The sequence below is a fragment of the Campylobacter sp. RKI_CA19_01116 genome, assembly GCF_025771405.1.
GTDB lineage: Bacteria > Campylobacterota > Campylobacteria > Campylobacterales > Campylobacteraceae > Campylobacter_D.
Genome location: NZ_JAKMQF010000003.1, coordinates 23,054 through 41,301 on the forward strand (window position 1 = coordinate 23,054; position 18,248 = coordinate 41,301).

General features: G+C 29.5%; 20 protein-coding genes. 9 read left to right on the forward strand and 11 right to left on the reverse strand.

The features are described from left to right. Positions 1 to 56 precede the first annotated feature (56 nt). Complete coding sequence (locus tag L8U41_RS02890; RefSeq protein WP_255349556.1) at positions 57 to 296, forward strand: SelT/SelW/SelH family (seleno)protein; 240 nt, start codon at positions 57 to 59, stop codon at positions 294 to 296. A 23-nt stretch (positions 297 to 319) separates the two neighbouring features. Here L8U41_RS02890 and L8U41_RS02895 read toward each other — a convergent pair whose 3' ends face one another. Genes L8U41_RS02895 through L8U41_RS02920 form a run of 6 tightly spaced genes read right to left on the reverse strand, consistent with a single transcriptional unit; the run spans position 320 to position 4,564 of the window. Then, positions 320 to 886 carry a DJ-1 family glyoxalase III gene (locus L8U41_RS02895; protein ID WP_263678634.1) on the reverse strand — a complete coding sequence of 189 codons (567 nt, stop codon included), beginning with the start codon at positions 884 to 886 and terminating at the stop codon, positions 320 to 322. A gap of 11 nt (positions 887 to 897) precedes the next feature. Beyond that, entirely contained in the window at positions 898 to 1,770 is an 873-nt protein-coding gene (locus L8U41_RS02900; RefSeq protein WP_263727771.1) for an N-carbamoylputrescine amidohydrolase, read from the reverse strand. Further along, positions 1,739 to 2,653, reverse strand: a complete 915-nt coding sequence (locus tag L8U41_RS02905; protein WP_263727772.1) for a cation diffusion facilitator family transporter — start codon at positions 2,651 to 2,653, stop codon at positions 1,739 to 1,741. The genes L8U41_RS02900 and L8U41_RS02905 overlap by 32 nt, the downstream gene beginning before the upstream one ends. Further along, complete coding sequence (locus L8U41_RS02910) at positions 2,650 to 3,627, reverse strand: agmatine deiminase family protein (protein ID WP_263727773.1); 978 nt, start codon at positions 3,625 to 3,627, stop codon at positions 2,650 to 2,652. Before L8U41_RS02910 ends, L8U41_RS02905 begins: the two co-directional genes overlap by 4 nt. A gap of 56 nt (positions 3,628 to 3,683) precedes the next feature. Continuing rightward, complete coding sequence (locus L8U41_RS02915) at positions 3,684 to 3,965, reverse strand: hypothetical protein (protein ID WP_263702031.1); 282 nt, start codon at positions 3,963 to 3,965, stop codon at positions 3,684 to 3,686. Further along, positions 3,965 to 4,564: an MBL fold metallo-hydrolase gene (locus L8U41_RS02920; protein ID WP_263663228.1), complete on the reverse strand. Its 600-nt coding sequence runs from the start codon at positions 4,562 to 4,564 to the stop codon at positions 3,965 to 3,967. The genes L8U41_RS02915 and L8U41_RS02920 overlap by 1 nt, the downstream gene beginning before the upstream one ends. 61 nt (positions 4,565 to 4,625) lie before the next feature. On the opposite strand from L8U41_RS02920, the gene L8U41_RS02925 reads away from it, so the two are divergent. Genes L8U41_RS02925 through L8U41_RS02945 form a run of 5 tightly spaced genes read left to right on the forward strand, consistent with a single transcriptional unit; the run spans position 4,626 to position 9,158 of the window. Further along, entirely contained in the window at positions 4,626 to 5,366 is a 741-nt protein-coding gene (locus L8U41_RS02925; RefSeq protein WP_263727774.1) for an NAD+ synthase, read from the forward strand. Then, positions 5,353 to 6,291 carry a tetraacyldisaccharide 4'-kinase gene (locus L8U41_RS02930; protein ID WP_263727775.1) on the forward strand — a complete coding sequence of 313 codons (939 nt, stop codon included), beginning with the start codon at positions 5,353 to 5,355 and terminating at the stop codon, positions 6,289 to 6,291. Before L8U41_RS02925 ends, L8U41_RS02930 begins: the two co-directional genes overlap by 14 nt. Then, a complete protein-coding gene (gene thrC, locus L8U41_RS02935) occupies positions 6,266 to 7,675 on the forward strand; it encodes a threonine synthase (protein ID WP_263727776.1) in 1,410 nt (469 codons plus the stop codon). The genes L8U41_RS02930 and thrC overlap by 26 nt, the downstream gene beginning before the upstream one ends. Next, entirely contained in the window at positions 7,672 to 8,397 is a 726-nt protein-coding gene (kdsB, locus tag L8U41_RS02940; protein ID WP_263727777.1) for a 3-deoxy-manno-octulosonate cytidylyltransferase, read from the forward strand. The genes thrC and kdsB overlap by 4 nt, the downstream gene beginning before the upstream one ends. Continuing rightward, entirely contained in the window at positions 8,394 to 9,158 is a 765-nt protein-coding gene (locus L8U41_RS02945; protein ID WP_263727778.1) for a transporter substrate-binding domain-containing protein, read from the forward strand. Before kdsB ends, L8U41_RS02945 begins: the two co-directional genes overlap by 4 nt. Here the strand turns inward: L8U41_RS02945 and L8U41_RS02950 are convergent. Next, positions 9,155 to 9,871 carry an amino acid ABC transporter permease gene (locus L8U41_RS02950; protein ID WP_263724880.1) on the reverse strand — a complete coding sequence of 239 codons (717 nt, stop codon included), beginning with the start codon at positions 9,869 to 9,871 and terminating at the stop codon, positions 9,155 to 9,157. The two genes, L8U41_RS02945 and L8U41_RS02950, sit on opposite strands and share 4 nt — an antisense overlap. A 248-nt stretch (positions 9,872 to 10,119) precedes the next feature. Here L8U41_RS02950 and dsbD point away from each other — a divergent pair, with 248 nt between their 5' ends. Together dsbD and L8U41_RS02960 are read left to right on the forward strand one after the other, a co-directional pair. After that, complete coding sequence (gene dsbD, locus L8U41_RS02955) at positions 10,120 to 11,811, forward strand: protein-disulfide reductase DsbD (protein ID WP_263727779.1); 1,692 nt, start codon at positions 10,120 to 10,122, stop codon at positions 11,809 to 11,811. Further along, positions 11,811 to 12,464: an MOSC domain-containing protein gene (locus tag L8U41_RS02960; RefSeq protein ID WP_263663220.1), complete on the forward strand. Its 654-nt coding sequence runs from the start codon at positions 11,811 to 11,813 to the stop codon at positions 12,462 to 12,464. Before dsbD ends, L8U41_RS02960 begins: the two co-directional genes overlap by 1 nt. Here L8U41_RS02960 and L8U41_RS02965 read toward each other — a convergent pair. Next, complete coding sequence (locus tag L8U41_RS02965) at positions 12,457 to 13,632, reverse strand: NAD(P)/FAD-dependent oxidoreductase (RefSeq protein WP_263727780.1); 1,176 nt, start codon at positions 13,630 to 13,632, stop codon at positions 12,457 to 12,459. The genes L8U41_RS02960 and L8U41_RS02965 overlap by 8 nt on opposite strands. Before the next feature lie 102 nt (positions 13,633 to 13,734). Between L8U41_RS02965 and L8U41_RS02970 the strand changes: the two genes are divergently transcribed. Further along, positions 13,735 to 15,099, forward strand: a complete 1,365-nt coding sequence (locus L8U41_RS02970) for a sodium-dependent transporter (RefSeq protein ID WP_039618443.1) — start codon at positions 13,735 to 13,737, stop codon at positions 15,097 to 15,099. On the opposite strand, the gene L8U41_RS02975 is transcribed toward L8U41_RS02970, so the two are convergent. Genes L8U41_RS02975 through L8U41_RS02985 form a run of 3 tightly spaced genes read right to left on the reverse strand, consistent with a single transcriptional unit; the run spans position 15,070 to position 18,209 of the window. Next, a complete protein-coding gene (locus tag L8U41_RS02975; protein WP_263727781.1) occupies positions 15,070 to 15,954 on the reverse strand; it encodes a 1-aminocyclopropane-1-carboxylate deaminase/D-cysteine desulfhydrase in 885 nt (294 codons plus the stop codon). The two genes, L8U41_RS02970 and L8U41_RS02975, sit on opposite strands and share 30 nt — an antisense overlap. After that, entirely contained in the window at positions 15,941 to 16,891 is a 951-nt protein-coding gene (locus tag L8U41_RS02980; protein ID WP_263671400.1) for an OmpA family protein, read from the reverse strand. Before L8U41_RS02980 ends, L8U41_RS02975 begins: the two co-directional genes overlap by 14 nt. After that, positions 16,878 to 18,209, reverse strand: coding sequence for a MotA/TolQ/ExbB proton channel family protein (locus L8U41_RS02985; protein ID WP_039626332.1), 1,332 nt, complete (start codon positions 18,207 to 18,209; stop codon positions 16,878 to 16,880). Before L8U41_RS02985 ends, L8U41_RS02980 begins: the two co-directional genes overlap by 14 nt. Positions 18,210 to 18,248 lie beyond the last annotated feature (39 nt).

Genomic DNA, 18,248 nt, shown 5'->3' on the forward strand with positions numbered 1-18,248 from the left:
AAAACTTACAAGCATAAAAAATGTATAATAGCTTACTTTCAAAAAAGGAGTAAAAAATGGAAGTAAAAATTTATTATTGTAATCTTTGAAATTACAAACCACAAGCTGCAAGGGTTGCAGAAGAAATACAAAATGAATTCAAAGATGTGCAAATTTCTACCATAGAAAAAGGTGGTGGTCATTTTATAGTAGAAGTAGATGGCAAAATCATTTACTCTAAAAAAGACTTGTTTAACTGCGAAGTAGATAGATTTCCTCATGAGGGTGAAATCACTAAGCTTATGAAACAAATGTAAGCTAAACCCTCATTAGCGAGGGTTTATTTTGTTAAAGGAACAAGCATACCTTCATAAAGTTTTTGATAAATTTCTTCTGAGCATAAATGTTTAGCAAGCTCTAAACCAAACAAAATAGCTGTAGCAGGCCCAGCTGCTGTGATGACATTTTCATTTACCACAACTGCTTTATTTACTCTTACACCTTCAATACCTACTTCACAACCAGGATAGCAAGAAAACTCCCCATTTATCACCCCTGCTTTAGCTAACACCATAGGTGAAGCACAAATAGCTGCTACGATTTTTTTCTTAGCATGTAAATCTTGTATGATTTTTATGATAGCTTGATTATTTTTTAAATTCATCATACCTTCAAATCCACCCGCCAAAGCAATTGCGTCTAAATTTTCTTGATCAACACTAGATAAACTCACATCAGCCCTTATGCAAATTCCATTAGCTCCTTGTACCAAAAGCTCATCATCTAGTGAAGCAATAATTACTTCTAAATTTCCACTAGCTTCTCCTGCTCTTTTTAAAACATCAGCTATACCTATAAATTCAGCTTCTTCAAAACCTTTTGCCAAAGGCACTAAAACTTTTTTCATTTTTTCTCCTTTTAGTCAATAAATCTTTTATTTAATTCATGAAAATACTCTATGCGTCTATCGCGTAAAAATGGCCACCACCTACGCACATTTTCACATCTTTGCATATCAATTTCAATGATTTTACAAAGCTCTTGTTTATCATCAGCTCTAAAAAGCTCTTCGCCTTGAGCCCCAAAAACAAAAGAATTTCCCCAAAATCTTATGCCATCTTCCACACCGCTTTCATCTTTTTCAAAACCCACTCTATTAATAGCTACTACAGGTAAGCCATTAGCTATAGCATGGCCTCTTTGCACACCTATCCAAGCTTCAAGCTGTCTTTGTTTTTCTTCTTTTTCATCCTTATCAAACCAACCAATAGCAGTAGGATAAATCAAAATTTGAGCTCCTTTTAAAGTCATTAACCTAGCAGCTTCAGGATACCATTGATCCCAGCATATTAAAACCCCAAGTTTTCCAACACTTGTTTGTATAGGTTCAAAACCCAAATCACCTGGAGTAAAATAAAACTTTTCATAAAAACAAGGATCATCAGGTATGTGCATTTTACGGTATTTACCTGCTATGGAGCCATCTTTTTCAAATACCACGCTAGTATTATGATAAAGCCCTGCGCTTCTTTTTTCAAATAAAGAAGTTACCAAAACAACTTTATTTTCCCTAGCTACATTAGACCAAAACTTAACATCTTCTTCATAGTCATTGGCTAAATCAAAAAAGTCTGTATTTTCACTTTGACAAAAATACTGCGTTTGATGAAGCTCTTGCAAGCATACAAGTTCAGCCTTTTCTTTTGCTGCTTGTTTGATAAGTTCGCATGTTTTTTTTATAGTTTTTTCTTTATTTTGTTTAAATTCTTGCTGTATGAGTGCTAATTTCATTTTTACTCCTTTCTTCTTCTGAATCATCATAAGGGTCTAAGTGTACATGAATATTCCAAAAATCATCTTTAAAATGCTCCCTTATACTATCTTCAATCTCATCACCGATTTTATGAGCTTTTAAAAGTGATATTGTAGGTTCAAAAACTAAATGCACACTAACATAAAGTATATCAGGACTTTTTCTAGTTTTTAAATGATGAAAGCTTTTGACCTCTTTATTTGCACTTATAATTTGCTTAATCACTTCAACTTGCTCTTTATCAATTGCCACATCTAATAAAATTTTAGAACTTTCTTTTATAATTTTAAAAGCTGAAAAAATCGTATATAAACTTATAGCTATACCAAACAAACCATCAATAAAATGATAATTTGTAAAAGCTATAATCACAAGTGCTAAAAGCGTTAGAGCATTAGTTAAAAAGTCTATTTTATAGTGTAAGCTATCAGCTTTTATAATCAAGCTTTTTGTTTTTTTGGCAACATAATTTAAAAAAACTACCAAACACAAAGTCACAAGCATAGCAAAAGCCATGGCATAAATTCCAAGATCAAGTTTTTCTACACTTTCTTGATTGTGAATTTTCAAAACACTCTCATAAAAAATATAAACCCCAATCCCGCTAATCACAAGACCTTCAAAAAACCCCATTAATGCTTCAATTTTACTAAGGCCAAAATTATATTCTTTACTAGATCCTTGAGAGCTTTTTTTCAAAGCTAAAAAATTTAAACCCGAAATCACACAATCAAGTAAAGAATCAATCGCACTAGAAAGCACCGCAACAGAACCCGAAGCTAAACCTACTATAAATTTAACAATAGCTAAAAAAACAGCACATACACTTGCGATGATGGTTGCGCTTTTTTGCAAATTCATCTTTGACCTTCATAGCGGTTTTGACAAGAACAATGCAAAGAACCATTTTGTCTTAAAAACACTCTTGCATCAACTCCTACTACTTTTCTATCTTTACATGCTTTTTGTAAATTTTCTAATACCAAAGCATCGTTTTCATCATTATAAGTTGGCACTATCAAGCCACCATTAACAAAAACAAAATTTGCATAAGTAGCACCAAGCCTTTTACCTTCAAAATATAAAGGCTTAGGTAAAGGAAGCTCTAATAAATCAAACCCTGTTTTTTTAAGTTCTTCCTCCATAGCTTTTAAGGGCTTATAATGTTCATCGTTTTCATCTTTACACACGCAATAAGCAATGGTTTTTTCATTGATAAATCTTGCTAGAGTATCTATATGATGATCAGTATCATCACCTTTTATATAACCATGATTTAACCATATAATTTGTTTTAAGCCAAAAATTTCTTTTAACTTAGCTTCAATTTGCTCTTTATTTAAACGGGAATTTCTATTTTCATTTAACAAACAAGCACTCGTTGTAAGCATTACTCCTTGCCCATTAAAATCAATACTCCCACCTTCTAAAATAAAATCAATTTTTTCTAATTTTCCAGATAATTTTTGTGCAAAAAGTTTTGAATTTACCGCATTATCTAAAATGCTTTGAAATTTATCCCCCCAAGCATTAAAAGTAAAATCAAGCCCTATAGTTTTATCATCTTCAAGCACATCAATTGCACCAAAATCTCTAATCCAAGTATCATTAGTATCACACTTAAAAAAATCAACGTTTTTTATATGCTTAAATCTTTGAAAATCTTTTTCATTTGGCGCTATAAGTAAAACTTTTTGAAAATTTGCCACAGCTTTAACAAATTCTTCATAACTTTGTAAAATCTCTTCTAAATAAGGCTTCCAATCGCTATTTTCATGAGGCAAGGAAAGTAAAAGTAGCTCTTGTTTTTGCCATTCTGCTATGCTTTTTCTCATTTTGATACCCTTTTTGATAATTAAAAAAGTATTTTAACATTTTTAATGATAGTTTTTTACTCTTTTTTTAAAACCCAAGCAAAATACCATATCGCAAAAGATAAAAGCAAAATCATGAAAAGCTTTTTATCATACACTCCAAATCCTATATAAAGCACAGAATACATAAAACCAAAACTTCCTGCATAAATGCAAATTCTACTCATTAAACCATTTTCCACCGCTCTAAAACATGGGCATTTGTGAAAAAATTTCTTTTTTGTTTCTTTGGGCTTAAAAAAACTCAAAACCGCACTTAAAATCAGCAAAAAACTTAAAAAATATAAAACCTTATCCATTAGTGAAAATACCTTAACCAAGCAGGAATTGCTTTTTGTTCTTCTTTTAAAGTGCTTTCTTCTCCATGCCCTGGAAGTAATCTAAAATCTTTTTCATAAGCTAAAACTTTAAGCAAACTCTCTTTCATCTTGGCTGCATCTGAGTAAGGAAAGTCCCATCTACCAATACTACGGTAAAATAAAAAATCTCCACTAAAAAGCACATCTTCACCCACAAGTTCTATCATGCAACACCCTGGAGTATGCCCTGGAAAATGATGAAATTTAAACTTAAACTCATCTATACTAAATTCATTTTCATTTTCTATCAACACATCAGCATTTGAATGCTCAAAACCATAATTAAAAGGATCTTTTAGCATAAAAGCATCATCTTTATGGATAAAAAGTGGAATTTCATAAACCTTTTTAACTTTAGCATTATCATAAACGTGATCATAATGACCATGAGTATTTAAAATAGCTAAAGGTTTGCTTGCGTTTTCTTTGATAAACTCATAAGCATTTTCACCTGGATCAATGATGATTTGCTTGTTATTATGATCTATAATATAACAATTTGTTTCATACATTCCGCATGGTTGTTTTAAAATACGCATATAAACTTCCTTTTAACTAAATCAAATATAATTTTAAAAAATTAATATTTAAAGATTTTTTATGAATTATACAAAATTACAAGAATTATTGATCAATTTTATAAAAGAACAAGCAGGAGATAAAAATCTCATCTTAGGTTTAAGTGGTGGGATAGATTCAGCTTTAGTAGCTCATCTTTGCAAAAAAGCAATAGGTGAAAAACTTTTTGTGCTTTTAATGCCTACAAAACATTCTAAAAAAGAAAATTTAGATGATGCATTAATGCTTTGTAAAGATTTGCAAATTCATCATAAGATTATTTATATTGATGAAGTACTTTGTGCTTATGAAAAAATTTGTCAAGACTTAAACCCTTTACGCTTTGGAAATTTAGCTGCAAGAGTGCGTATGAGTTTGCTTTATGATTATTCGGCTTTACACAATGCATTGGTAGTAGGCACTTCTAATAAAAGCGAACTTATGCTTGGTTATGGGACTATTTATGGGGATTTAGCTTGTGCTTTTAACCCTTTGGCTACGCTTTATAAAAGTGAAGTTTTTGAGCTTGCTAAATTTATGGGTGTGCATGAAAATTTCATACAAAAAGCCCCTAGTGCTGATCTTTGGCCAAATCAAAGCGATGAAAAAGATCTTGGCTATAAATATGAAGTTTTAGATGAAGTTTTAAAAGCTTTAGAAAACAATCAAAGTTTGGAAAATTTTGATGAGAATTTAAAAAATTTAGTCTTAGAGCGTGTGCAAAATAATGCCTTTAAAAGAAAACTTCCAACAACATTAAAGAATACATATGACTTGGCTTGATCGCTATTTTTTTAAACCTAATTTTTTGCAAAAAACTCTAGCCTTTTTACTTTTACCTTTTAGCTTTTTATATATGATTATAGCGATTTTAAATACTAAATTTAAAAAAGAACTTGATTTTAATTTACCCATTATAAGCATAGGCAATCTAACCCTAGGAGGCAATGGAAAAACTCCCATTTGTAAAGCCATAGCAGCTGAGTTTGAAAATTGTTTTATCATCTTAAGAGGCTATAAAAGACAAAGTAAAGGCTTAATCATCGTTAAGCATAAAGATGAAATTTTGTGCGATATTAAAGAAAGTGGCGATGAAGCTATGGAATATGCACTTACAAAGCACATTAATGGAGTGATAGTAAGCGAAGATAGGGTTAAAGGCATACAAAAAGCTATCGAGCTTGGAGCAAAAATCATACTTTTAGACGATGCTTTTTCTAAATTTCACATTAAAAAACTTAATATTTTATTACAAAGTAAAGATGAGCCATTTTTTGATTTTACCCTACCTAGTGGGGCTTATCGTTTGCCAAAATCTTTTGCTAAAAGGGCTGATTTTATAGCTAAAGAAAACGAAGATTTTGTGCGTTATTCTCATGTAAAAGAAAATCAAAAAGCCATTTTAATAAGCTCTATTGCAAAGCCTTTTAGATTATATGAACATTTTATCAAAGCTAGGGCTTGTTATTTTTTTGCTGATCATTATACTTTCAAAAAAGAAGAATTAGAAAAACTTTTAAAAAAACACAATTGCGACACTTTAATGCTAACCTTTAAAGACTATGTGAAAGTAAAAGATTTTGGCTTTAAAACTGAACTTATCCATCTTGATATTGTTTTAAAAGATAGTTTTAAGCAAGTTTTGCAAGATTATATTGATAAATTTAACAAAAAGGAAGAAAATGTTACTACACTCAACCCAAGATAAAAATCACCAAGTAAGCTTTTCAAAAGCCTTACTTAGCCCTAGTGCACCTAATAATGCTTTATATGCACCACTTAATCTACCAAAGCTTGACAATGAAGCTTTGAAAAATTTAAACTACAAAGAATTAGCCTTAAAAATCATCGCAGCTTTTGATTTTGATTTAGAGCTTGAAGTTTTTGAAAAAGCTTTGAAAACTTATGAGAGTTTTGATGATAAAACCTGCCCTATTAATTTAAGAAAAATCAATGATAAGCTTTATATTAATGAATTATTCCATGGGCCAACAAGAGCTTTTAAAGATATGGCTTTGCAACCTTTTGGCGTGCTTTTAGAACACTTAAAAAAAGATGATGATTTTTTAATCATGTGCGCTACAAGTGGTGATACAGGGCCTGCTACGCTAAAAAGCTTTGAAAATAAAAAAGGCATAAAAGTAGTTTGCATTTACCCAAATGAAGGCACAAGTAAAACTCAAGCTTTACAAATGACACACTCAAATGCAAGCAATTTAAAATCCATAGCCATTGAAGGTAATTTTGATGATGCACAAAATGTTCTAAAAGCGCTTTTAAATGATGAGGATTTTAAAAATACTTTAAAAGAAGAAAAGTTAAGTCTAAGTGCTGCAAATTCAGTTAATTTTGGAAGAATACTTTTTCAAATCATCTATCATTATTATGCTAGTTTGAAAATCAATAAAACAATAGATATCATCATTCCAAGTGGAAATTTTGGCGATGCTTTGGGAGCTTATTATGCTAAAAAAATGGGAGCAAATATAGGTAAAATTAAAATTGCTTCCAATTCAAACAATATCTTAAGTGAGTTTTTTAATACAGGCAAATATGATTTAAGAAATAAAAGCTTACAAAAGACTATTTCTCCTGCTATGGATATACTCATATCATCAAATATAGAACGCTTGCTTTTTGATAAATTTAAAGATGAACGCACCAAAGAACTTATGCAAGCTTTAAAGAATAAAAAATATTATGAGCTTAGCCAAAAAGAGCTAGAGCTTTTACAAGAAGACTTTGAAGCTGATTTTTGCAATGATGATGAGTGTATGCAATATATCAAACAATACAGCCACTTAGGACTTTTAGATCCTCACACTTGCACTTGCTTTAAAATGCTTGATTCTAACACCACTACGCTTATTACTTCCACAGCACAATGGAGTAAATTTACTCCGAGTATGTATCAAGCAATTTATAATAAAGAATGCCAAGATGAACAAGCTTGCATGCAAGAACTTGCAAAAGAATTTAAACAAGAAATTCATCCAAATATCGCAAGCTTATTTACAAGCGTACAAAAGCAAAATCAAGTTTGCAAACTCAAAAATCTAAAACAAACTATTATAGAATGGATAAAACAATGATTATCATACCAGCAAGATTAAAATCAAGTCGTTTTGAAAATAAAATTTTATGTGAGATTGATAATTTACCTATGTTTATTTATACAGCTAAAAAAATGCAAGAAGTTGATGAAGTGTGCGTGGCACTTGATGATGCAGAGGTTTTAAAAATAGCACAAAAACACAATATAAAAGCAGTTTTAACAAGTAAAAATCACGAAAGTGGCACTGATAGAATCAACGAAGCTTGTCAAATTTTAAAACTAAATGAAAATGAGTTAATCATTAATGTCCAAGCTGATGAGCCTTTTATAGAAACACAAAATATTAAAGATTTTAAGGAATTTAGTCAAAAAGCTTTTGAAGATGAGCTTTGCTTTATGAGTAGTTGCTACAAAGAAGTAGATGCGAAAGCTTGTGATGATCCTAATTTGGTTAAAGTAGTTACTGATAGTAATGATTATGCTTTATATTTTTCAAGATCTAAAATTCCTTATGAAAGGGCAAATTATAAACAAAATTTTAAAGCCCATCTTGGAATTTATGCATATAGGGTTAAAAATTTACAAGAATTTTGCACTTTGAAAAACTCAGCTTTGGAAGAATGTGAAAAATTAGAACAATTAAGAGCCTTAGAAAATGGCAAAAAAATCAAAATGCTAAAAATACAAAGTCAAAGCATAGGTATAGATACAAAAGAAGATTATGAGAAAGCTTTAGCTAAATTTGGAGTTAAAAAATGAAAAAAATACTTTTTTTACTAAGCTTGTTTTTTACACTTCATGCAAAAGAATTAATCGTAGGCATGGAGTTAGCCTACCCTCCTTTTGAAATGAGTGATACCAAAGGTAATCCAAGTGGTATTAGTGTAGAGTTTTTACAAGCCTTTGCCAAAGAAAAAAACTATGATTTAAAAATTCAAAACATAGCTTGGGATGGACTTATACCTGCTTTAAGAACTCAAAAAATAGATCTCATCATGTCTTCTATGAGTATAAGTGAACAAAGAAAAAAAGTAATAGATTTTACCTTGCCTTATGCTAAGGCAAATTTAGCGATATTAAGTGCTAAAAAATCAAATATTAATTCCATAGAAGATTTAAATCAAAAAGGAAAAATCCTTGCCTTAAAAAGAGGTTCAAGTGCGCATTTATATGCTCAAAAAAATCTTAAAAATGCAAAAATCCTAGTACTTGATAAAGAAAATGCGGCTATTTTAGAAGTCATTCAAGCAAAAGCTGATGCTTTTATTTATGATCAAATGAGCATTTATAAAGCATGGAAAAAACATCCTGAACAAACAAAAGCTATTTTTACTCCTTTTGAAAAAACACCTGAGCAATGGGCCATAGCTTTAAATAAAAATAATACCAAATTAAAAGAAGAGCTCAATGAGTTTATTTTAAAATCTAAAAAAAATGGTCTTTTTGATAAACTAAGTCAAAAATACCTCAAAGATATGCAAGAAGTTTTCAAAGAACAAAAGCTTGAGTTTTTCTTTTAAGAAAAACTCTTTTCAAGCTTTCTTGAAAACATAGAAATAGGTAAAGTTAAAACCAAATAACAAAGTGCTAAAGGAATGTAAATTTCTAAAGTTGAAAAAGTAAAAGCATTGATTTCCTGAGCATTTTGAGTTAATTCTGAAATAGCTATAACGCTTAAAAGAGAGCTATCTTTGATCAAATTACTAAGTTGTCCACTTAGTGGTGCTAAGATATTTTTTAAAGCTTGAGGAAAAATCACGCTTTTATAAATTTCAAACTCACTCAAACCCAAAGCTTTAGCACTTTCATATTGCATTTTATCAACACTTAAAATCCCTGCTCTAAATATCTCACAAATATAAGCACTAGCAAACAAAGCTAAAATCAAAACTCCACAAACATAACGATTATCAAGCCCCAAATTATCCGCAAAAATATAATAAATCAATAAAATTTGCACTAGCAAAGGTGTACCTCTAATAAGCTCTATAAAAACTCTTGCAAACATATTAAAAAGCACGATTTTACAAAGACTCATATAGCATAAAATCAAAGCAAAAATCACACCTACAATCAAAGACAAAACACTAATAAAAAAACTCGTAAAAAAACCCTGTATCATTTTGTCTTTATATTCATAAATTGCCCCAAAATCAAAATTATAACTAGCGCTTAAAAAAGATAAATAAAAAAATAAAAACAATAAAAAAACCAACAAAAAAGCATTAACCATATATGCTTTTAAAGTAATTTTTTTATACTCGTTAAATTTATTGTGTACTAAAAAAATATTATTCAAAAATTTCCTTTATTATGATTTCAAATATAGCAAATAGCAGCTAAATTTCACTAAATATTAAGATTGTTAAAAATTGGAATTTTAGTTTATAACAAACTCCTTAATTTAGGATAATTATTAACTTAAATTTACCACAAATAAGTAAAATAAAACAAATTTAACTTCTAGTTTCAAGGAGAAAAATGCGTTTTTTAGCGGTATTTTTTATTTTTTTAAATTTAGCTTTTGCTAATAATGGAGTATTATCACTCAATGAAGCTTTTAAACTCAATACCCACAGCAACAATCAAGGAATTTTTTTAAAAATCAATCTTGCAGATAGAATTTATCTTTACAAAGATCAAATCAAAGTAGAATTAGATTCAAATGACATTACTTCTTTATTAAATTTCCCACAAACTCAAACTAGAGAAAACAAAGAGGTAATCTTTAGCCAACTTGAACTTTTTATACCTCAATTATTATTAGATGATTTTGTTAAAAATAACAAAGCAAAACTTTCCTTAGCTTATCAGGGTTGCTCAGAAGAAGGTTTATGCTATCGTCCTGTATATGTAAATTATGAACTTAATAAACAAAATGGATTTTATACTATAAAATCCACTAAAGATCAATTTAAAAAGCAAAATGAAGATGAGCAAATTGCTAATGATTTAAGCACGCAAAATATATTTATCACACTTTTAACTTTTTTTGGTTATGGCTTGTTATTAGCACTTACTCCTTGTATTTTACCAATGATACCTATTCTTTCTTCATTAATCGCAATGAAGCTCAAAGATAAACCATCTAAAAAATATAGCTTTTATTTATCTTTTATCTATGTCTTTTTTATGTCTTTAGCTTATGCTATAGCAGGTGCTTTAGTAGGTCTTGCAGGAGCTAATGTACAAGGTTTATTACAACAACCTTGGATTATTATTGCTTTTGCAGGTATTTTTGTATTGCTCTCACTTTCCATGTTTGGCCTTTATGAATTACAACTACCACTTAAATTTCAAAATTTTATTAATAAAAAAATAGAAGGCAAAAACGGGGTTTTTGGTATAGCTATCATGGGCTTTTTATCAGCTCTTATTGTAGGACCTTGCGTGGCTGCACCTTTAGCAGGGGCTTTGCTTTACATTACTAATAGTGGCGATGTATTTTTAGGAGGACTTTCTTTATTTGTGATGAGTTTTGGTATGGGTATGCCTTTACTTTTAATAGGACTTGGAGGAAGTTTTTTAAAAAGCGGAGCTTGGATGCTTAAGATAAAAATTTTCTTTGGTTTTATCATGCTCATCATGGCAGTTTGGATGCTAGAAAGAATACTTAGTGCAAATATCATTTTAATGCTTTATGGGATTATAGGGGTATTTTTTGCTAGCTTTATGGGGCTATTTGATGAAGCAAAAACTAATTTTGATAAATTTAAAAAAGCAAGTATGATTTTAATTTTAGCTTATAGTTTAAGTCTAATTTTAGGCGGCTCAATGGGTTCAAAAAGCTTACTAAAACCTCTTGAGTTTAACCTTGCTTCAAAAGAAAATAGCTCTAGTTTAAGTTTTAAAACCATTAAAAACTTAAAAGAACTTAAGCAAGAATTACAAAATTCTACCAAACCGGTTATGCTTGAATTTACAGCTACTTGGTGTGAAAACTGCAAACTTTTAGAAGAATATACTTTTACAGATACGAAAGTACAAAATTTGCTTGCTAATTACACGCTTTTAAAAGCAGATGTAACACATAATAACCAAGAAGATTTAGCTCTTATGAAAGAATTTGGAGTTTTTGGGCCTCCTGTAATGATATTTTTTAACAAAGGTGAGGAAAAAGGACGTATTATAGGCTATGTAGATGCAAATGATTTTTTAAGCAAAGCTCCTTGATGAGTTCTATTAAATCTTTACAAATTGGCAAAATCAAAAACTATAATAAATTTCACTCAGCATTTATCAAGGATATTTATTTAAATTCTTTGCAAATTTATACAGATTATATTCTTGATAATGAAATAGCTGATAAAATTCATCATGGAAATTTAGAAAAAGTTGTTTTTGCAAATAGTGTGCAAAACTATACTTTATGGAATAATTATTTAAATAAATACTTAAATTTTGGAGAAATGGGAGAGAACTTAAGTATTGATGGTTTAAACGAATATAATGTTTGTTGTGGAGATATACATGAGATAGGTACTTGTATTTTGCAAGTAAGTCAACCGCGCAAGCCTTGTTTTAAAATTTCTAGCATACACAATCACTTAAATTTCACTCAAGAAATTTTCAAAAGTGGAAGAACTGGATGGTATTATAGAGTCTTAAAAGAAGGCATAATAAACAAAAATGACAAAATCAAAATCTTACAAAAAGATGAAACTAATTTAAGCATTATGGAGTTAAATCAATTATTTTTTAATCCTTTTAAAAATTCAAATTCTTTAGAAAAATTAGAAAAAATTTCCACCCTAGCAAAAGGATGGAAAGAGAGTATTCAGGCTAGATTAAATCACACTTATGATGATTCTTATATGTTTATTTAAAAAATCCTTTTATCCCTATAAGCTGATACTGCCATAGTTTTTCTATAAAAATTTTAAGTTTTATTGCCAAAAGACCACTAATTGGCTTATGCAAAACTGTGCCAACTGCATAATCATTTCCGATTGAACAAACGGTATTTCCACTTATAAAAGAAAATTCTTGCTTAAATTCTTTCTCACCAATCATAGCCATTAAAGCTTTGGCTACATAAGCTCCTTCTCTTAATGCAAGCTGGGCTGTTGGAGGATAAGGAGTGTTGGTTTTAGGATTTTTAAATAAACTATTATCACCTATAAAAAAGTATTTTGATGGATTTTCAACATTTAAAGGATGCATGAAAGCATCTACTTCTATACGCGATCTTGCACTTGGAAAATCAGAGCTATTTTCTATAACGCTATTACCCCTAACTCCTGCAGTCCAAATGATAGTATTAGCTTTAACAAATTCTCCCTCATCAAGTCTTATACCATTTTTTTCACATTCTATGATTTTAGATTTTTCATATACTTTTACACCAAGCGCTTCTAGTCTTTGCTTTGCTTTTAAAGCCAAACTTTTATCAAACATAGGTAAAATTTGATCCATAGCTTCGATAATAGAAAGCTCTAATTTCTCATAAGCAATTTGCTCTTTTTGGCAAAAGAATTTAAGCTCTTTAGCTAAAGAAGCTATAAATTCAACCCCACTTAAGCCCCCACCACAAACTGTAATTTTTAAATCATCTTCATTTTGGGTGGTTTTATAATTTTTTATTTTCTCATGTATTATTTCATTAATTTTTAAAGCATTTTCATAATTGTCTATACTCAAAGCATATTCTTGCATACCTTTAATGCCAAAAGTTTCTTTAGCAAAACCAAGCCCACATACTAAAATATCAAAGTCAAATTCATTATTTTTAGTAAAAACTTTGTCTTTAGAAATTTTTAAAACTTCATCTTGGATAAAGTTAATTTTTGGATTTAACAAAGGCAAAAGATCATATTTTGAACTATAAATATCTTCATTGGAAGCTACTTTGTGTAGTAAAATAGTATGATAATGATAAGAATTGTTATTAATCAAACTCACTTGTGCTTTTTCAAAAAACTCATCAGGTAAGGCTTTTATAGCCGATAAAGTAGCATATCCTGCACCTAAAAACAAAATTTTCTTTTTTTGCATGGATTTTCCTTTAATTTGATAAAAAAATAAATAAAAATTTGGCATAATGGTATTATTTTTTATCTTAAAATATTTTTTATTTAAATTTAGCAAGGAAAAAGTATGCAAAGACAAACTTGGAGCAATACGCTAACTTATATCCTTACAGTAGCAGGAGCGACTATTGGTTTTGGAGCCACTTGGCGTTTTCCATACTTAGTAGGTGAAAATGGAGGCGGTGCTTATGTTTTAGCCTTTTGTATAGCTATGATTTTTATAGGAATTCCTGTGATTTTGGTTGAAAATGTTATAGGAAGACGCAGAATGCTAAATTCAGTCGATGCTTTTGGCGGAAAAACAAGCGATGGAGTTAAAATATCTAATTCTTGGCAAGGTGTTGGCTACATGGGGCTTTTAGGTAGTTTTGGAATCATGGCTTATTATATGGTAATAGGTGGATGGGTTTTGGCTTATATTTTTAAAATCATCATAGGCGATTTTAATCTTTCAAGTCCCATTAATGCTCAATATACAAGCGAATTTTATAGCTCTACCATAGAAAATAATCCTTTATTAATAGGAATTTTTACTACTATATTTGTGATAATTAACTGGATTATCTTAAAAAAAGGTGTGATTGATGGCATAGAAAAGTCAGTAAAATACCTTATGCCATTTTTATTTATCTGCCTTTTGGTTGTTGTTGCACGCAATTTAACACTTGAAGGAGCAAGTGAGGGCGTAAAATTTTACCTTACTCCTGATCTTTCCAAAATCACTCCTAAATTGTTTATAGATGTTTTAGGACAAGTATTTTTTGCCCTATCTTTAGGCTTTGGGGTAATGATAACCTTATCATCTCACCTTAAGAAAAATGAGAATTTAATCAAAACTTCTGTTTATACAGGAATTTTAAATACCCTCATAGCAGTGCTTGCTGGTTTTATGATTTTCCCTGCTTTATTTAGCGTAGGTTTAACCCCTGATAGTGGGCCATCTTTGGTTTTTAAAACCTTACCTGTTGCATTTTCACATATACCTTTTGGAAGTATAATTTGTGTGTTTTTCTTTTTGCTTTTAATCATCGCCGCACTTACCACAAGCTTGCCAATTTATCAAGTAATCATTAGTGTTTTGGAGGAAAAATTTAAACTAGCTAAAAATACCGCTATTAATCTAACACTTGGAAGTATTTTTGTTTTAGGAAATTTACCATGCATACTTACTTATGGTCCTTTAAAAGATATTACTATCATCAAAGGAAAAAATATTTTTGATAGCTTTGATTTTATTAGTGGAAATATATTCTTTGTTTTAACCGCATTTTTTTGTTGTATTTATGTAGGTTGGGTGCTTAAAAAAGATGCTATTTATGAACTTTCTAATCAAAATACTCTAAAAGGAAGTATTTTTAAACTATGGTATTACTATGTTAAGTTTATTATACCTTTGATTATCTTAGTGATTTTTTATTTTGGAATTTTTTAATTTATATTCATAACGCTTTAACATGCTTATATTTCCTTCAAGGCCTCCTTGATGGATATATAAGATTTTTCCACCAAATTGCTCTTTATGAGCTAATAAAGTTTTAAAACCCACCATATCATAAAGCAAATCAAACTCCACTCTACATTCTTTTTTTAGATCTTGATAAAGATCATAAAATTCCAAATAAGGCTTAGCAAAATGATATTTTTTAGGTGGATTTAGTATGGTTAAATTATCAAAATCATAATTTGCTTCTAAGCTTAAAATTTGCTCTTTTAAATACGCACTATCTCCCACACAAGCACATGTAAAAACTTTAAATTTACTATGTTTAGCCAAAAAAGCCGCAGAAGTTCCTGTACCTGAGGGTAAAAAAATACTTACATTTTCATTCAACTGTTCACTAAGCTCTAAGGCTAGTTGTTGGTATCCAAATTCAGCTTCTTTTATAGCCACACCCTCTTCTATAAAAATATCATCATCTTTTTTTAAGGCTAAAGCTTGTAATCTTCTTGTAGGATAATTTGTATTTTCTATCAACTCAACATTGTATTTTAATGCAAATTCTAAATTTCCATGGGGATTTTCTTTTAAAAAAGAACTAATTTTTTCACAAACAAAAATAAGTGAAAAATCATTTTCGTAACAAAACTTAGCTAAAGCAACTAAAGCATTACTTTGAGAAGAACCAAAAGAAATAAACCTTTGTCCTTTTTTAAATAAATGTTTGTTTTTTTCAAAAAAGGCTAGTTTTCTAGCCTTATTTCCATTGATATAACCTAGTAAATCATCTCTTTTGAGTAAAAATTCAAAATCTTTGTATTTTAAAACATCAATTCTACTTGCTATCAAGGTATTTTTCAACCTTTTCTAAAGCATTATTTGTATTGATATTAAACTTAATCTCTATTCTACGGCTTGCTTCTTTATCTTCTTTACCATCTTTCATAATCACATCAGAATAAGACCTACCACTTGCCATTAAAAGCTTTTGCAATCTTGGATCTTTGTAAAATGAGTGTATAAAACTCATCACAGCATAAGCTCTTTTTTGTGATAAATCAAGATTATATATATAAGAACCTGCACTATCTGTATGACCTTCTATGACTATATTTTCTATGCTATTTAAGATATTTTCATCTTTTAAAATATTGTCAAAATACTGCGTTAAAATTGCTTTTAAATTCTCTTTTGCTTGAGCTTTTAGCGTAAAAGAATTTGTATCAAAAAGCACTTCAGAAGGTAAAACTATCGCCCCTGTATTAGAATCTAAGGTAATATTAGTGTCAAATTTAGCTTGAAGATTTTTAATGGTATTTTCTTTGATTAAACCTAGTTCTTTGATTTTACTTTTTGCCTCATCAAAATTACGCTCTAATTCTTTGATTTCTTCATCTTTTTTGTTTAATCTCTCAAGTAAAGCAAAAATTTGTTGATCTTTTTCATCCAAACTTGAATTTAAATCTTGATTGAGTTTAGTAATATTAGCCTCTAAAGCCTGTTTTTGCTTATTAACATCATCAAGCGTGCTTGAAGTATTATTTAATTTTTGGCTAAGATTTTTTAAAATATCTTCTTTTTGGTTTAATTCTTCTTTGTTCTCTCTTAAGCGCTCTTCTTGTTTTTGCAGATTTTCTTTTATGATTTGCAAATCACTTTGAGTTAAAACATACTTAACAACTATAGCTCCAATAAGCAAAATAAATATAAAAAGCAAGCCCGCCATTAAATCTGCATAAGCGATCCAAAAATTATTTTCTTCATTGTTAGAATTATTTTTTATCATCTATTTTTTCATCTTCTTTTTGATTTTCAAGCTTTGCAATAACTTGTGTGGTTTGCTCATCTAATTCTTTGCTTTCTTCTTTAAATTCTTGCATTAGTGAAATTTTTTCATCGATATTTTTTTCATCTTCATAAGCTTCTTTAAAAGTATGCATACCTTCTATAATACTTGCCCTAAAACCTTCAAAAAGCTTAGTTTGATTATCTAGCATAAGATTTTGATATTTTTCAATATTATTTGAAAAATTATTCACCTTTTCATCTAAAGCACTCACGCTTTTATCTAAATGCACAATCTTATCAGAACTCACATCCAAAAGTCTGTTGTATTGCTCTGAAATTCTTAAAGTTAAATCTTTTATGTTTGAATTTAGCATATTTACCGCATTTGCAATCTCGCTGTAAGTTTTAACTATATCTTTTTGCTCTCTTTGGGTTTTAGACAAATCACTCATAGTTTGTTTTACATGCTCACTGCTTAATCTTACAGCTTTTTCCTCAGCATTTACAAGCTCTTGAAAAACTTTGAATTTTCTATCTATTGTATTATCTAATTCTTTAAAAAATTCCTCATTGCTCACATGCTCAAAAATCGTGCCTATTTTTTCAAAATGTTGCAAACTTTCTTGAAGATATTTTCTATCAATTTCTTCTTTAGACCAGAAAAAATCGCTTGTTGCATTTTTTTGACGATTAAGAAGTTTTTGAAATTTACTGCTGCCGTATTTTTCAAAAAATATCCACCAAAGCGCTAAGAAAATTCCATAAATTGATACATAAAAGGCTGTTCCTACTCCATTTAATAAAACTGAAATTTCTTGTTCTAAACCTGCTGTGTCACTTGAATTAAAATTTGGCATAGACATTGCTATACTTATAAAAGTCCCCAAAATACCGAGCATAGGAAAAATAGCTGCACCTACAGAAGCAAAATTTTCATTTCTCAAATCTTTCACATAAGCATAAGCAAAATCATCAAAACTAGCGTTTGACTTTGTTTCTTTACCTATAACTAAAAAATGCTTCATAATATAGCGTTTTAATATAAGCTTAAATTCATCTTTTTGTTGCTCAAAAATACTTGAAGCATAATCAGCACTATGTCTAGCAAAGATCAAAGCTACCAAAAAGATAATCCCTATCATTACAACACTATGTAATTCTACTTTAAAATCAATCTTTCCAAAATATCCTAAAAGTACTAAAATATACAATATAGCAGGGATAAATATAATCTTTAAATAAGCAACAATTCCAGTACTGCCTTTTCCCTCAGGCAATACAAGATCAGAAAAATCATCAGTTGTTTTAACTTCCATTTTATAAACCTTTGTTAATTTTGCTCTAAAAATTTGAAA

Bases quoted from the DNA above. Each gene is read 5' to 3' on its own strand.
- L8U41_RS02910 (WP_263727773.1), bottom strand. From the start codon at position 3,627: ATGAGAAAAAGCATAGCAGAATGGCAAAAACAAGAGCTACTTTTACTT.
- L8U41_RS02950 (WP_263724880.1), bottom strand. From the start codon at position 9,871: ATGGTTAATGCTTTTTTGTTGGTTTTTTTATTGTTTTTATTTTTTTAT.
- L8U41_RS02980 (WP_263671400.1), bottom strand. From the start codon at position 16,891: ATGATAAAAAATAATTCTAACAATGAAGAAAATAATTTTTGGATCGCT.
- L8U41_RS02965 (WP_263727780.1), bottom strand. From the start codon at position 13,632: ATGCAAAAAAAGAAAATTTTGTTTTTAGGTGCAGGATATGCTACTTTA.
- L8U41_RS02960 (WP_263663220.1), top strand. From the start codon at position 11,811: ATGAGTTCTATTAAATCTTTACAAATTGGCAAAATCAAAAACTATAAT.
- L8U41_RS02895 (WP_263678634.1), bottom strand. From the start codon at position 886: ATGAAAAAAGTTTTAGTGCCTTTGGCAAAAGGTTTTGAAGAAGCTGAA.
- L8U41_RS02945 (WP_263727778.1), top strand. From the start codon at position 8,394: ATGAAAAAAATACTTTTTTTACTAAGCTTGTTTTTTACACTTCATGCA.
- L8U41_RS02900 (WP_263727771.1), bottom strand. From the start codon at position 1,770: ATGAAATTAGCACTCATACAGCAAGAATTTAAACAAAATAAAGAAAAA.
- dsbD (WP_263727779.1), top strand. From the start codon at position 10,120: ATGCGTTTTTTAGCGGTATTTTTTATTTTTTTAAATTTAGCTTTTGCT.
- thrC (WP_263727776.1), top strand. From the start codon at position 6,266: ATGTTACTACACTCAACCCAAGATAAAAATCACCAAGTAAGCTTTTCA.
- L8U41_RS02925 (WP_263727774.1), top strand. From the start codon at position 4,626: ATGAATTATACAAAATTACAAGAATTATTGATCAATTTTATAAAAGAA.
- L8U41_RS02905 (WP_263727772.1), bottom strand. From the start codon at position 2,653: ATGAATTTGCAAAAAAGCGCAACCATCATCGCAAGTGTATGTGCTGTT.
- L8U41_RS02985 (WP_039626332.1), bottom strand. From the start codon at position 18,209: ATGGAAGTTAAAACAACTGATGATTTTTCTGATCTTGTATTGCCTGAG.
- kdsB (WP_263727777.1), top strand. From the start codon at position 7,672: ATGATTATCATACCAGCAAGATTAAAATCAAGTCGTTTTGAAAATAAA.
- L8U41_RS02920 (WP_263663228.1), bottom strand. From the start codon at position 4,564: ATGCGTATTTTAAAACAACCATGCGGAATGTATGAAACAAATTGTTAT.
- L8U41_RS02915 (WP_263702031.1), bottom strand. From the start codon at position 3,965: ATGGATAAGGTTTTATATTTTTTAAGTTTTTTGCTGATTTTAAGTGCG.
- L8U41_RS02930 (WP_263727775.1), top strand. From the start codon at position 5,353: ATGACTTGGCTTGATCGCTATTTTTTTAAACCTAATTTTTTGCAAAAA.
- L8U41_RS02970 (WP_039618443.1), top strand. From the start codon at position 13,735: ATGCAAAGACAAACTTGGAGCAATACGCTAACTTATATCCTTACAGTA.